General features: G+C 43.7%; 13 protein-coding genes. 8 read left to right on the top strand and 5 right to left on the bottom strand.

Annotated features, from left to right (window positions below):
• Positions 1-286: 286 nt before the first annotated feature.
• Entirely contained in the window at positions 287-868 is a 582-nt protein-coding gene (gene sodB, locus BM528_RS08790; RefSeq protein WP_071979558.1) for a superoxide dismutase [Fe], read from the bottom strand.
• A gap of 414 nt (positions 869-1282) precedes the next feature.
• Between sodB and BM528_RS08785 the strand changes: the two genes are divergently transcribed.
• From BM528_RS08785 to BM528_RS08765, 5 genes are all read left to right on the top strand, one after another.
• A complete protein-coding gene (locus BM528_RS08785; protein WP_071979557.1) occupies positions 1283-1633 on the top strand; it encodes a Grx4 family monothiol glutaredoxin in 351 nt (116 codons plus the stop codon).
• A 310-nt stretch (positions 1634-1943) separates the two neighbouring features.
• Positions 1944-4514, top strand: a complete 2571-nt coding sequence (locus BM528_RS08780) for a TonB-dependent receptor plug domain-containing protein (protein WP_071979556.1) — start codon at positions 1944-1946, stop codon at positions 4512-4514.
• Between the two features lie 165 nt (positions 4515-4679).
• A complete protein-coding gene (locus BM528_RS08775; RefSeq protein ID WP_442855910.1) occupies positions 4680-5240 on the top strand; it encodes an RNA polymerase sigma factor in 561 nt (186 codons plus the stop codon).
• 1 nt (position 5241) lies between these two features.
• Positions 5242-6318 (top strand): FecR family protein, encoded by a 1077-nt coding sequence (locus BM528_RS08770; RefSeq protein ID WP_071979554.1) that lies wholly within the window; start codon positions 5242-5244, stop codon positions 6316-6318.
• 109 nt (positions 6319-6427) lie between these two features.
• The gene (locus tag BM528_RS08765) at positions 6428-9451 is read left to right on the top strand and encodes a TonB-dependent receptor plug domain-containing protein (protein ID WP_083595243.1); all 3024 of its coding nucleotides are present in this window, start codon (positions 6428-6430) and stop codon (positions 9449-9451) included.
• Positions 9452-9501: 50 nt separating this feature from the next.
• Here BM528_RS08765 and BM528_RS08760 read toward each other — a convergent pair whose 3' ends face one another.
• Positions 9502-9696, bottom strand: a complete 195-nt coding sequence (locus BM528_RS08760; protein WP_032094496.1) for a bacterioferritin-associated ferredoxin — start codon at positions 9694-9696, stop codon at positions 9502-9504.
• Positions 9697-9870: 174 nt separating this feature from the next.
• On the bottom strand, positions 9871-10539 hold the full coding sequence (gene rnt / locus BM528_RS08755) for a ribonuclease T (RefSeq protein WP_071979553.1): 669 nt from the start codon (positions 10537-10539) through the stop codon (positions 9871-9873).
• A 421-nt stretch (positions 10540-10960) separates the two neighbouring features.
• Between rnt and BM528_RS08750 the strand changes: the two genes are divergently transcribed.
• The gene (locus tag BM528_RS08750) at positions 10961-11866 is read left to right on the top strand and encodes a flagellar protein MotY (RefSeq protein WP_071979552.1); all 906 of its coding nucleotides are present in this window, start codon (positions 10961-10963) and stop codon (positions 11864-11866) included.
• Here the strand turns inward: BM528_RS08750 and glpQ are convergent.
• Positions 11861-13024: a glycerophosphodiester phosphodiesterase gene (gene glpQ / locus BM528_RS08745; protein ID WP_083595242.1), complete on the bottom strand. Its 1164-nt coding sequence runs from the start codon at positions 13022-13024 to the stop codon at positions 11861-11863. The genes BM528_RS08750 and glpQ overlap by 6 nt on opposite strands.
• Positions 13025-13188: 164 nt before the next feature.
• Positions 13189-13572, bottom strand: coding sequence for a lactoylglutathione lyase (gloA, locus tag BM528_RS08740; RefSeq protein WP_071979551.1), 384 nt, complete (start codon positions 13570-13572; stop codon positions 13189-13191).
• 565 nt (positions 13573-14137) lie between these two features.
• On the opposite strand from gloA, the gene cspE reads away from it, so the two are divergent.
• A complete protein-coding gene (gene cspE, locus BM528_RS08735) occupies positions 14138-14350 on the top strand; it encodes a transcription antiterminator/RNA stability regulator CspE (protein WP_032094499.1) in 213 nt (70 codons plus the stop codon).
• Between the two features lie 131 nt (positions 14351-14481).
• On the top strand, positions 14482-14670 hold the full coding sequence (locus BM528_RS08730) for a hypothetical protein (RefSeq protein WP_071979550.1): 189 nt from the start codon (positions 14482-14484) through the stop codon (positions 14668-14670).
• Positions 14671-14767 lie beyond the last annotated feature (97 nt).

Below are 14767 nucleotides of genomic sequence, written 5' to 3'. Positions count from 1 at the left end.
AAGTGTGTACATATCGAGTAGGGTGAGGCTTGCGCCTCATCCCTCTCACAGAACCGTACGTACGGGCCTCGTATACGGCTCCTGCATACTTCATATCACTTGCTAAGGCCCTTGCCATTCGGATTATCTTCCCCTCAGTCAGGGTGATTCAGGTTTCTTTCAACCTGACGGGTTTGCCAGCTTCGCTGGGCAAACAAAAAAGCCCCGCAGGTGCGAGGCTTCAATTCTTAAGACTTCGTAATTCGTCGTAGACGACTACAACAATCTTTTTTTATTTTTACATTGCTTACGCTAGGTTGCTGTTTGCAAATTCCCAGTTAACTAGTGCCCAGAAGTTTTCTAGGTATTTAGGACGTGCATTGCGGTAATCGATGTAATAAGCATGTTCCCAAAGGTCAACAGTCAGGATAGGTGTTAATGAATCACCAGAGATTGGCGTTTCCGCATTGCTGGTGTTAACAATGTCTAAGCTGCCGTCTGCTGTTTTAACTAGCCATGTCCAGCTTGAACCAAAGTTGTTTACTGCCTTGTCGTTAAATGCTGCTTGGAAGTCTGCAAATGACCCCCACTTCGCATTAATTGCATCTGCTACTGCGCCTGTCGGCTCACCGCCACCATTTGGGCTTAAGCAGTTCCAGTAAAAAGTGTGGTTCCACACTTGTGCCGCGTTGTTGAACACACCGCCTTCAGACGCCTTAATGATCTCTTCAAGGCTTTTGCTTTCCATGTCCGTACCTTCAACAAGGCCATTAAGCTTTGTTACATAGGTCGCGTGGTGCTTACCGTAGTGGTACTCAAGAGTTTCGGCAGAAATATGCGGTTCAAGTGCATTTTGTTCGTATGGTAATGCTGGTAATTCAAAAGCCATGTCGGTCTCCATGATTAGTTTGTATTTATAACGTTATTCACCCCCTAACGCCTGTGGAAAGGAGGCAACGTGCTAATTTAGCTCACTAATAACATTACGTTGTAAAGCATAACGTAGAAGTGGGGATAAAGTCTTATAACTCAATGACAAAATTATTAATTTTTTGCCATGGTAAAAACGTTAATGTTAATTAATACTTTTAGATAGCGCATGACTGAGTGAACAGATCACTTTACAACGTAGAAAACGCCTCTATTGGCAGTACTTCATTTCGCTAGTGCGGGTCAAAGCGCTAATTGCTTGAAGTAAACATTAAGAAGGATAACGAGAAAATAAATTATGTTATCCTCCCCTTGATAAATATGATGAGCATTCCCACTTCTTGAATATTAACTATTCCGCTGAGAGGATCTAATGGATAACACTGAAAGCCAATCGACGATTGAACGAATAAAGCAACAAATAGAAGAAAATCCAATTCTTCTATATATGAAGGGCTCACCAAAACTACCAAGCTGTGGTTTTTCTTCACAAGCATCGCAAGCGCTAATGTCGTGCGGTGAGGCATTTGCTTATGTTGATATCCTTCAGAACCCAGACATTCGTGCAGAGTTGCCAAAATATGCCAATTGGCCTACGTTCCCGCAACTGTGGGTTGACGGTGAACTTGTGGGTGGTTGTGACATTATTATAGAAATGTTCCAGCAAAACGAGCTACAGCCACTTATCAAAGAAACTGCTGAAAAACATAAAACTGAAGAGTAAAACTGTAAATCAGTTTACTATATTAAGAAGCCGGCTTTCAGTCGGCTTTTTTTGTTAGGAACGGCAAGAAATCTCCCACCTTTACCCCCGCTAAAACTATATAGACAAGTCAGAAAACAAAATCCTCTACGGTGTAAAAATATATTTTTATTTTGTCGAAAATGGTTTGTTTTTTAGTGCGTTACGCTCTATAAATCGTGCCGTGCTGACGAATTAATCGTCAGTGTTGAAGGTAAAAATACAATCATTTTTGAATTGGTTTAGAACGCATAAAGCGTCAACGCTACTAAAAGCACTTCGGGAAAACACCATGAATACACACTTGTCTTTACTAACTAAAAACGTACGCAGCATTCTTACTGCATCTGCTGCGTTTTCCGTTATCGCAACTGCGCCTGTTTTTGCGCAAGAAGAAAGCGATGAAACAAAAGCAGAAGATTATGAGCAAATTGCAGTAGTAGGTTCACGTGCTGCTCCGCGCTCAATTGGCGATTCAGCAGTTCCGATTGACATTATTTCCAGTGAAGACTTTAAGCAACAAGGTGCCACCGATATGGTATCCATGATGCAAACAGTTGTACCTTCATTCAACGTGAACGACCAGCCTATTAACGATGCATCAACACTTGTACGTCCAGCTAACCTTCGCGGTATGGCGTCAGACCACACGCTTGTGCTAGTAAACGGAAAGCGTCGTCATCGCTCTGCAGTTATCACGTTCCTTGGCGGCGGTCTATCAGACGGTGCACAAGGTCCAGATATTTCGGTTATACCAGCATCAGCATTGAAGCAAGTAGAAGTACTTCGTGACGGCGCCGCTGCGCAATACGGTTCAGATGCCATTGCTGGTGTTATCAACTTCGTACTCAACGACGCCTCAGAAGGCGGAACGTTTGAAGCACGTTACGGCTCTTTCTATGAAGGCGATGGTGACATGATCCAGCTCTCAGGAAATGTTGGTCTTCCACTGTCTGACAATGGATTCATTAATCTTTCAGCAGAATATCGCACTGCTGACGATACATCACGCAGCATTCAGCGCGATGACGCTGCCGCTCTTGTCGCTGCAGGAAATACCTTTGTTGCAAATCCTGCACAAATTTGGGGCTCGCCTGAAATTAAGCACGACGTAAAGCTTTTTGCTAACGCTGGCATCGAGTTGTCTGCTACTTCAGAAGCTTACATGTTTGGTAACTTCGCTGAACGTGAGGTTGAAGGCGGTTTCTATTTCCGTAATCCACACAATCGTGGTGGTGTAAACGACGGTGGTACAAATGCGGACGGCGAGCAATTGTTGCTTGTAGGCGATTTGACCGGCGATATGTCAGGTAACTGTCCTACCGATATCGTTGTAGGCGATAACGTTCTAGAAAACCCTACCTACATCAATCAGGTGCTAAATAACCCAGATTGCTTCGCGTTTAACGAGATTCTTCCAGGTGGTTTTACACCTCGCTTCGGCGGTACGGTAACGGACATGTCTCTTGTGTTCGGTACCAAAGGTGAGTTGGATAACGACATCACTTATGACGTTAGTTTAAACCTTGGCCAAAACGAAGTTGATTTTGCGATCAGCAACACAATCAACCCGTCTCTAGGCCCAGACACACCAACGTCGTTTAGCCCAGGCCGTTATACACAATCTGAACAAACTCTTGATATCGACTTTACCAAGCCTTTCGATGTTGGTTTGTATGAGCCGCTATTCGTTGCGACAGGTTTCCAATATCGCAATGAGAGTTATGAGAGCGTTGCAGGTGATACTGCCTCTTATGAAATAGGTCCGTTGGCGACACAAGGCTTTGGCATTGGCTCAAATGGTTTCCCTGGCTTGGCGGCCAATAGCCAAGGTCGTGTGTCCCGCAACAATATTGCACTTTACGTTGACGCAGAAGCCTATATCACTGAAAACTTCATGTTAGCCGGTGCGCTACGTTACGAAGATTTCTCTGACTTCGGCGATACGACTAAAGGTAAAATTGCATTCCGTTGGCAAGCGCTTGAGAACATCGCGTTCCGTGGTGCATTCTCAACTGGCTTTAAGGCACCTACGCTTGGTCAAAGTAATGTGCGTAACGTTACAACGGCATTCGGTACGGGTGGTCAGCTAATCGACCGCGCAACGCTACCGCCAACTGATCCAGTATCTCAGCTTAAAGGTGGTGAGCAGCTAACACCTGAAGAATCAGAAAGTATCACGTTTGGTATAGTAGCAGACTTCGAAAATGGTCTATTCATTACTGCGGACTACTACAATATTGAGCTGACTGACCGTATCAGTACTGCGTCTGGTATTGCCTTGACTGAAGACGATATTGCAGCACTTCTTGCGCAAGGCATTAACGATGCATCTAGCTTCCAAGAGATCAGCTTCTTTACCAATGACTTCGATACAACCACTGAAGGTCTTGATGTAGTCGCCAACTACTCGATGGAGATGATGGGCGGCGAGACTAAGTTCTCACTTGCTTACAACTGGACATCGACAGAGGTTGACCGTGCATCGGACAACATTTCAGCTGAGCGTATTCGCATGTTAGAAGATAACCTTCCAGCAGTGCGCTACAGTGCAACGGCGAACCATACGAATGGTGATTGGCGCTTCCTTGCACGCTTAAACTATTACGGTAGCATCTTTGAAGACCACTTAGATTCTGCGCTTCCAATCGATAAAGTAGGCTCAGAATTTACTGTGGACTTAGAAGTGGCTTACAACTTCACTGAAGAGTTTACTGTAACTGTAGGCGCGAAAAACGCCTTTGATGAATACCCAGATGAGAATACACAGTATGCCGGTATTGCAGGTTCGTTGTATCCAACGACCTCACCCATCGGTATCAACGGTGGCTTCTATTATCTAAGAGGTGTTTATTCTTTTTAATCGCTAACACTAGCGAACACAACTTTCACAAATGTTTCGAAGTGGAGGGGAGCTTTCGCTCCCCTTTTATTTGTCATTTCGAGCATCATTTACGTGAAAAGTGATAAAGAAACAGGCATTATTAATGCCTATGTAAGCAAATCGAAACACACCACTTTTAATATTATGAAGAGAAAGTCGACAGTAGCTGAAACCTTTTTAAAATACCGCGCTAAGTTAATGCGCGCAGTAGGTTCTATTGTTGGCGCCGACGACATTGAAGATATCGTGCAAGAAGCTTTTATAAAAAGCTATGAAGCAGAATTAAAACAAGAAATACAGTACGAGCGGACATACATGCTCAAAACAGCGCGTAATTTAGCGCTGAACCATGTTGCAAAAGCTGAGAATAAAAATAAACAGCATTTAGACGACATGGATCTTTTGCCTTACGAACTTGTTGGGCATAGTTTAGAAAAAAACGTAGAGAGCAAAGAACGTTTTATTCATTTTTGCCGAGCGACAGACACACTGTCAGCTGATGTAAAACGCGTATTTTTGCTCAAAAAAGTATATGGCATGCGACAAAAAGAGATTGCAGAGCTTGTGGGGCTGAGCGAAAGCACCGTAGAAAAGCATGTCGCCAAAGGTCTTTTAATGTGTTCTCGGTATTTGGCCGACTTATCTAAAAACACGACATCGCCCCAAGCACCCGTGAGTGCGACTCAGGACATAAGCCGTAGTTAATATGAACAATATTCGTCAATTTTCCAGTAAAGAAGATATCCAAGAGCAGGCATGCCTGTGGGTTAGTCGCCTAGATCGCGGTTTGAAAGACAATGAACTCGCAGAGCTTGATTACTGGCTGGGTGAGAGCAGCGCCCACCGACAGTCTCTCATTGATGCTGCTAGCTTGTGGGACGACATGTCAGTACTGAATGAGTTAAGTGGTTTGTTTCCAGAAGCAACCATGCGTAAAAATGACGCGGGTAAAAACAAACGTCAGCCTTCTCATTCTTCTCGTCATTATTCGAAAACTTGGGGAATTGCAGCAGCATTTTTGGTAATGGCGCTAGCCATAGGTACTGTCGTGCAGCGCGGATGGTTAGACAATAGTGCTGAGTTTGCGAGCACAAGTGAGAAGGTTGAAACCGGCGTGGGAGAGCAAAAAAATATTACTCTTGCCGATGGTTCTATTCTTCACCTGAACACTAACTCTATTGTTACTGTAGATTTTTCCCCAACAGCTCGCAGTATCGTTTTACTTAGAGGCGAGGCGCATTTTGAGGTGGCTCATGATAAGTCTCGTCCGTTTTCAGTCACCGCGGGGAAAAACACCGTCACTGCGGTAGGGACGGCGTTTAATATGCAGTACATCGATGATAACGCCTTTGAGTTGGTTGTTACCGATGGCAAGGTGTTAGTGAAAGATAGATTTAAAGATGCGTCTTCTGCAGAATCACTTTTTGGTAAGAAGTCTGTAGCGGAAGAAGGGCTTCTTATGTTCGCTGGCGAAAAGGCGACGGTTCAAGGAAAAGTAGAAGCGCGTGAGAATATGACGCAGAACGATATTGAAGATGATCTTGCATGGCAGCAGGGCATGATTGTGTTTAAGGGCGAGCCTCTTGAAGCAGTACTAGCAGAGATTGGGCGATATACGTCGGTTCGTTTCAGTATTGCTGATGAGCGCTTGCGCAAACGTCGAGTGGCGGGTTACTTTAAAGTTGGTGATATTGACGGTTTGCTAGCGGCGCTTAAAAGTAGTTTTAATATCAATTATGAGAAAGTAACAGAAACGAGCATTCAATTATCGGTAGCATCTTGATGATTGATTAAAAAGTTAGCCGGATGTCACTGCCCTTAGTGGCATCAGGCTATTGAATGTGACAATATAATAACGACAAATAGCACATCGAAAAATTATCTTGCAGTACATGCATTTTGCTAACATCTCGCACTTTATTAAACGTCAAATTTTATGTTGGCGTGAATCTGCTGTAGATACGCAGCACGGGAATGCAAAGCGAAGTGCTTTTTTTCTTGTCGTAGTTATTTCTATACTCAGTGCGATATGCTCAAACAACAGCTATGCACTGCAAAATACAATAACTGAAAAAGGGGCCCCGGCGCCTCCCATCGCTTCTCCACCTTCTTATACATTTTCGGTTAAGTCTCAATCGGCAGATGAAGCACTCACAGAATTGGCGAAGCAGGCTAACACAACATTGCTTTTTCCTTTCGATTTAGCAAAGCGCGTTAAAACCAATTCATTAGTTGGAACCTTTACGCTTAGCGAAGCTCTTCAGCAATTACTAGAAGGCACCGAACTTGCTGTTATTACTGATGAGCTAGGTGTGTTGAGTATACGCTCACGAGCGTCATTAACCACCAAGAAAGCTTCGCAGAATAAGCAAGAAGAGCAAGCCGACAACGGCAACGCACTAGAACGCATTGCTATTGTGGGAACGCGAAATACTCCCCGCAGTGCAACAGATTCTCCTGTTCCTTTAGATATCATTGGCGCAAAATCCTTAAGTTCTCAGGGCAACGCAGATGTATTGTCTATGCTCAGCGTTATGGTTCCGTCTCTTAATGTGAACGACCAGCCTATAAACGATGCAAGCAGCTTGGTTCGGCCTGCTAACCTACGGGGAATGTCATCTGATCACACGTTGTTACTGCTCAACGGTAAACGCCGCCACCGCTCTGCGGTTATTACCTTTCTTGGCGGTGGTCTGAGTGATGGTGCTCAAGGCCCAGATATTTCTGTTATCCCGGCCTACGCTTTAAAGCAGGTTGAAGTATTGCGCGATGGTGCCTCTGCGCAATACGGCTCTGACGCAATTGCTGGCGTAATTAACTTTGTGCTCAAAGATGCGAAAGCGGGCGGGAGTATTGCTCTGAAAACTGGCGCATACGGCGAGGGAGATGGTGAACTTTTCCAACTTCAGGGAAATCGAGGTTTTGCATTTGGCGACAACGGTTTTATTAATGTTACTGGGGAGTATAGACAGCAAGGTGGCACATCTCGCTCTGTTCAGCGCGATGACGCTATTGCCCTAACTCAACAAGGCAATGCATTCATCGACAACCCCGCACAAGTATGGGGGGCTTTAGATGTGGATAAAGACCTTAAATTTGCAATTAATACAGGTTTCAAATTTTCACCGTCTACCCAGCTTTATAGTTTTCTTACTGCGGCTAAAAGAGAATTATCTGGAGGTTTTTATTACCGCAACCCGCAAACCCGAGAAGGTGTGTTTAGCAGAACCGACTCCGAAACCGGGGCTCGGCGCTTAATCGTTGCCGATTTAGACGGTGTAGATAGTGGTATATCCTGTCCGTTGATAATATTGAACGACGCTAATGTGCTTGAAGATCCGAACTATCTGAAAATAGCGGATAACAGTACCCCTGTGGGCGCTAATTGTTTTGCGTTTAACGAACTTTATCCGGGCGGCTTTACGCCAAGCTTCGGCGGTGTGATTGAAGATGGCTCCGTTACCCTGGGCTTGAAAAAAGAATTACCTTACGACTGGGCGTTTGATGCAAGCGCAACGGTTGGTTACAGCAACATTGACTATAATATCAGTGGCACGGTAAACCCGTCGTTAGGTCCGGAATCGCCCACGGCCTTTGATCCCGGAGGCGTATCTCAAGTTGAGCGTACATTAAATTTAGATTTTACTAAGCTGATTCAATCGGTTTTTGAAGATCCTATCAGCATTGGTGTAGGTCTTGAATGGCGCAAAGAGACATACTTTCAAAAGGCCGGTGATATAAACTCATACATAGCCGGACCTTTTGCCTTAGAGCCACCACTTGGTTTAAACGAAGGGTTTGCGATTGGCTCAAACGGTTTTCCAGGCTATCAGCCTCAATCTGCGGGACACTGGAGTCGTAACAACTGGGCAATGTATGGCGACATAGAGCTGTTTGTTACCGAGTCATTGCAATTCGGATTGGCTTCGCGGGTAGAACATTTTAGTGATTTTGGAACGACTTTCGACGGAAAGCTCAGTACCCGCTACAAGTTAAGCGATCTGTTTGCTATTCGAGGTTCTGTTAATACGGGCTTCAAAGCGCCGACAGTGGGGCAGAGTAATGTTATCAACGTAACTACTGCTTATGGCGAAAACGGGCTTGAAGACCAAGCTACGTTACCTCCCACTGATATGATATCTATGCAATTAGGTGCAACGCCTTTGCAGCCGGAAGAGTCGGTAAATTTTAGTGTGGGGGCGGTGTTGCAAGCTAGCGACCAGTTCTTTGCTACCATCGATTATTTTAATATTAGATTAAGAGATAGAATTAGCACTACTTCAGCTATTCCACTTACTGAAAGCGATATCAATACGCTTATTCAAAACGGTCGCCCCGACGCTGCAAAATATAATGCAGCGAAATATTTCACCAACGATTTTGACACAAAAACACAAGGTATTGATGTTGTTGTTAACTATCAGTTTATGTTTGATGAGTGGCAAAACAATTTACTTTTTGCGTATAACTGGACAGACACGCAGGTAGAGCGAGTTACACTTTACCCCGCGGTTATTGATGGAAGATTACAATTAGCGCCAAACCTAACCGAGGCACGCATCCGCATGCTGGAGGATAATTTGCCGGCACACAGGGGGAGTATTACATTAGAACAACGTCTGCAGTCTTTTGAGTTTACTTGGCGACTGAATTATTTTGGTTCTTTTTATGAAGATCACCTAGATGCGTCTGCAGGGCTAGATATTTATGGAGGAGCTAGATTTACCATGGATGCGCAGTTTGCGTGGCAGTTTTCAAAGGAAACTCGGTTAACCTTAGGCGTACAGAATCTTTTTAATACACTACCAGACACGAATGTTTTTAAAGAGGAAGTTGGAGCACTCTATCCGCCGACCACGCCAGGTGGTATCAACGGCAACTTCTATTATGCGGGTTTAGAGTATTCGTTTGAGTAAACGTTAAACGCTTTTGATAGGAAATATGAAGGCGTACAGAAAATAACGTTTTAACCCACGTTTTTAAACAGGGACTCATCGATGATTGTTTGGTCAATTATTTGCTGAGCCATACCAATACATTTGCCACATTGAGAGCCCAGTTCTAAATGCTCACGCAACTCACGCATATTTCCAACACCGTTCGTTTCAACAGCGGCGCGAATACTTTTGTCGGTTACTCCGTAGCACATACATACAAACATTATTGGGCACTCCAAATGAATCTGTAAATGATAATAATTGTTATTCATGAGTTTGGCAAGTCGTGATGAGAATTATTTTCATTAAAAATTACCCAAATTGTTTAGTGGTCAAAAAAGGCTTATGTTTAGCGTCTATAGACGCTAAATTTTTAATTTCGGAGGGGCGAGTGTTAGTTAACACTCCTTTTCAAGGGGCCAGCCGCCAAGGGCTTTATAGCGGTTTACCATGTAGCAGAATAGCTCTGTGGTTTTTTGTGCGTCATACAGTGCACTGTGGGCTTCATTTTGGTCAAACTCAATACCTGCAGCGCGGCAGGCCTTAACCAATACCGTTTGGCCAAGTGCTAAACCAGCCAGGCTGGTAGTATCAAAAGACACAAAAGGGTGGAATGGGGTGCGTTTGATATTGCAGCGTTGAATGGCAGCATTGACAAAACCCTGATCGAAGGCGGCATTGTGAGCTACGATCACAGAGCGTTGGCAGTCTGCATTTTTTTGCGCCTTGCGCACGCCTTTACACAGCTCCTTCATGGCTTCACTTTCTTCTATTGCGCCTCTTAGAGCGCAATGAGGATCAATACCATTAAACTCTAATGCGGCAGGTTCAAGATTTGCGCCTTCAAAGGGTTCAATATGATAGTGAAAAGTTTGGTCTGGGTGTAACAGACCATTTTCGTCCATTTTCACCGTCACGGCAGCAAGTTCTAATAGTGCATCAGTGCCTGCAATAAATCCCGCTGTTTCAACATCTATAACAACAGGAAAGTACCCTCTAAATCGTTCAGATAAGCTAGGTATCGCAGTTGAAGACGGGGCTGTAGAAGACTTAGCAGTTGAAGACATAGACTCTCTTATAAGAACGGGTGAATTTGGATGTGACCGGCTTAACTATAGGGCACGTGTTGTTTCTGCAAAGATTATCGCAAGTATGTAAGGCAAGTGCTAGCATGAATTGTATAGAAGCTGTTTTACGGTGTGAAGTTGTTCGAGCAGGGCAGGCAAGCGCTAGGGCAAACATAGAACGTAAAGGTAGAACGCAAAAATAGAACGTTAAAACAAAAGAGGCAACCAGGGAAGTAAGCCAAGGACATTTGGCAATCAAGACTAAACTTTTCTACAATTCAGGCGATAATAACACTAAGCGCGACTCTACTACACACATTCGAATAATCTGGGAACAGGGTTTTTTATAACCTACTCTGTGCCTAAATGAAGAGTAAGTGTGGGCGTATAAGTTAAAAATTTTCATTTTCTGGGCGTCAGTATGTCTTTTACATGTAAAATCGGGTGGAAAATAAAACCTGCTATTTTATTTGCAATGCTCGTTGGTATGGCAGCGTCTGCAACGGTGTCTCACGCTGCAATGCGTCAGTATTCCGCTACCGTTGAGACTTCAAATTGGCAAGTTGAGAAGGATTCTAGGTTACAGTGCAGGCTCAACCATGATCTTCCCGGATATGGTGATGCCATGTTTACTAGCGTGGCCTCGAAGCAACTCAATATGGAGTTCGAACTTGATATGCACCTGCTGCCCAATCGATTTGACGTTGCGGCGGTATACTCAGTGCCACCTAAATGGATGCCCGGCGTAGCGCCCAAGCCAATAGCTGATATGACGATACGCAAGCAGTACAATGGTGACCTCCCACAAGACGCGGCCTGGACAATGCTGTCAGAGTTAGAAAAAGGATTCTGGCCCACTATCTACTATCAAGATTGGTACAACAAATACGATAAAGTGAGCGTTGCGTTAAACGCTAGCAACTTTACCAGCGTTTACAGAGAATTTGTAAATTGTGTTGCTAACTTACTGCCTTACACTTTCGACGATATTGCTTATACCGTGCTGTCATACAAAAATAACAGTACAGAACTCACAAAGTATTCGCAGAAACGATTAACAATGATAGGTGAATACCTCAAAGAAGATGCTGAGCTTGAGCTTGTGTTGTTAGACGGTTACACCGATAGCTATGGAGGGCGCTGGACCAACGAGCAGCTCTCTATTCAAAGAGCGAACGAAGTTAAAGACTATTTGACGACATTGGGTGTCCCTAACGATCGTATTCAACTAACAGGACATGGAGAAAAGCGTCATATTGCTCCGAATGACACCCGCGAGTCTAGGGCGCAAAACAGGCGAGTTGTGGTGCGTCTATCTAAGTCATAACCGGGCGGAATGCAAAGCGTTCGAATTGAGATAATCAGCGCGCCACTTTGCAACAGGTGGAATATGGTCGGTAAATATTCCATCTGCCTTTACTTGCGTTTTTAAGGCATTTAGTAGCTGTTCGCCAGATAGGCCTAGCGGAAGTGCATCTTGGCGGTAGGTGTAGGGGTGTATCGTTAACCCGTATTTATGCGCCTCTGAAATCCACCCTGCAGCTTTGATTGTGCTCTGATTTTTTTGCGAAGACTGCTTACCTAAAGGTTTGTCATCATAAGTTTGTGCGTCGAAAAGTTGATTGAGCCAAGGACCTATACCATCAGCATACTCAGCTACCTTAGCCATACCCTCTGCGCTGCGGATCCAGTTGTAGTCTGTCTTACTCTCGCGCCAACTGTTCTCTCCAATTAGCATAACAACCTTGCCTTTGTAGCCTAACTCGTTGCGTATGCGCTTGATTTCATTAAAGTCGAAACACTGCAAATAGCTATTATTGCTAGCGCCATCGAGTTTGTACGTTTGAAGCGCTTCTATAGCAATCTTACTGGCATCTACCCCTTCGGCTAAGTGGAACGATGGAGACTTCACTTCTGGGTAAACGCCTACAGATTTACCGAACTGCCGATTGAGCTCGCCTATTAACTCTAAGTGTTCATATAAAGTGGCAATAGAAAAGTGTGGTGCAGATGCGGAAAAGCGCTTTGCAAAAACGGGGTTTTGCTTTTTATCCTCACGCTCGTGAATGCTAAGTGTGCGTAGCTCTGCAAGTGTAAAGTCACGGGCGTAATACCTTCCATCTTTCCGAGCTCTATCAGCGAATACTTCCTCTACATTGGTCACAGTTTCTAAGTGAATATCATGAAGTACAACGGGAATATCATCTTTAGTGATAACTACGTCCTGCTCTATAAAGTCAGCGTTCAATGAAAATGCAAGAGTGGCTGCCTCAAGCGTATGCTCAGGTAAGTAGCCTGACGCACCCCGATGAGCAATAATGGCAAAAGGCTTACCAGCCATACTGGAAGAGGAAGCCGCAGAATCTTCGTGGGAAGTCGCTATTGCAAAGGAGGGCAGGTACGCCGTAAGGAGGCATGCTGTAACAAGGGTTGCAATAAAACGCGGCGCGGTAAAAAGGTATCTGGTGGCAACGCTAACTTTCATACTTATATTCCAAATGAGTCGGCTCCGAACACATCTTAAAGGCGCTTTGTTACGATATTGCTATCCAAGCGCTTCTATCCAAACTTATGTTATGCCTGTGTGGAGGTGTTTAAGGTTGCTCGGACACGGTGGATGAATCGGTTAAACACGCCTGTGATATCAAGCTATCGGCCTTCAATGAGTTCAATGGCATAGCCATCAGGGTCGCGTACGAAAGCAATGACGGTGCTACCGCCTTTTACAGGCCCCGGCTGACGATATACTTCAGCACCGTGAGCTTCAAGATTTTTACAAAAACCATAGATATCTTCCACGCCAATAGCAATATGGCCATAGGCATTACCTTTATCATAGGTATTGTCTCCCCAGTTATAAGTCAGCTCCAGCACAGTAGAATTTTCTTCATCGCCGTAACCAACAAAAGCCAGTGTGTATTCATACTTTTTGTTTTCAGACTTGCGCAATAAGCGCATGCCCATGAGCTCAGTGTAAAAGTGTAACGATGCATCGAGGTTTTCCACGCGCAGCATTGTATGCAGCATTCTCATAGTGATTCTCTCATAATAGTTTGTGTGCACTAGATATTCGCTATCTAAAAATTTAAGCAACCCAGATAAACAAAATAAGTGCAATGGGACCAAGCGTAATTAGTGTAATTAAACGCATGACGGTAAAGAATAACTCTTAAAGATATGTTTGAGAATTGCAGCGGGTTACGCTGTTCTTAAATTACCGTGAGTAACTGTTAAGCAATACTGAGTTGGTATGTTTGGTGAGGATCGCCCTTATTTCTCTAAAAGGAAGCGACGCGAAGCAGCAAAATAAAAATATTCAATAAAGTGATAGTAAACATGAGGTTAAGGAGGAGTTATCATTGCTTTAGTAATATATATACGAAATAATGGGGAAAAGGTTAGACATACTCTGCCATAGCATGTATCTTACGCGGGCTTTAGATATGTTTTACGCTTTACCTAATACTGCGCTGTACCACTCTTTTATTCCTTCAATTGAAGTTTTATATAGATATACATCTGCTTTACTAGCTCGTTTATGTCTATCGCTTATCGGTGATTTCACCACACAAACATCAATTTTTAAAAGGTATATATTATGTCTAATTCAGTAAATGGCACAGTAAAATGGTTTAACGAAGAAAAAGGTTTTGGTTTCCTAACTCAAGACGGCGGCGGTAAAGATGTATTCGTACACTTCCGTTCAATCGCTTCTGACGGTTTCAAAACTCTTTCTGAAGGCCAAGCGGTAAGCTTCGAAGTAGAACAAGGTCAAAAAGGCCCACAAGCAGCTAACGTTGTTGTTCGATAAGCTTAGCTCTAGTTAAGTTTACGAAGCAATTAGGCTCTCTTTTGAGAGCCTAATTAATAAGTTTTTTGAATTTCTATTTCTTACTATAAATTGCTGACTACAAGAGGAATACTAAAAACAAAAATATAATAATGATAAAAGAAGTAAATAATTTGCAAGCACAAACATTTAAAAACTCTCCTATACAAACTCCCATTTCAAATATATCAGTACACAAAAACAGCATTGCTTACACAGAAGTGAATGGCAAACGTCATGTTGAGTTTACCTCGAAAAAAGAAACCAGAGCTTATCTTGAATGGCTTTTAAACTTCTCTTAAGTTTGATTTAGCCAAAACCTCTTCAATATTTGATTTTCAAACCACACTTTTTACCATCAAGCAGCTGATACCAATCCGCATAGGTTATTGCCAGACT

The sequence above is a fragment of the Alteromonas sp. RW2A1 genome (genome assembly GCF_001886475.1).
Lineage (GTDB): Bacteria > Pseudomonadota > Gammaproteobacteria > Enterobacterales > Alteromonadaceae > Alteromonas > Alteromonas hispanica.
Note: the sequence above shows the minus strand (reverse complement) of the source record. Positions and strands in the feature narration are given on the sequence as shown.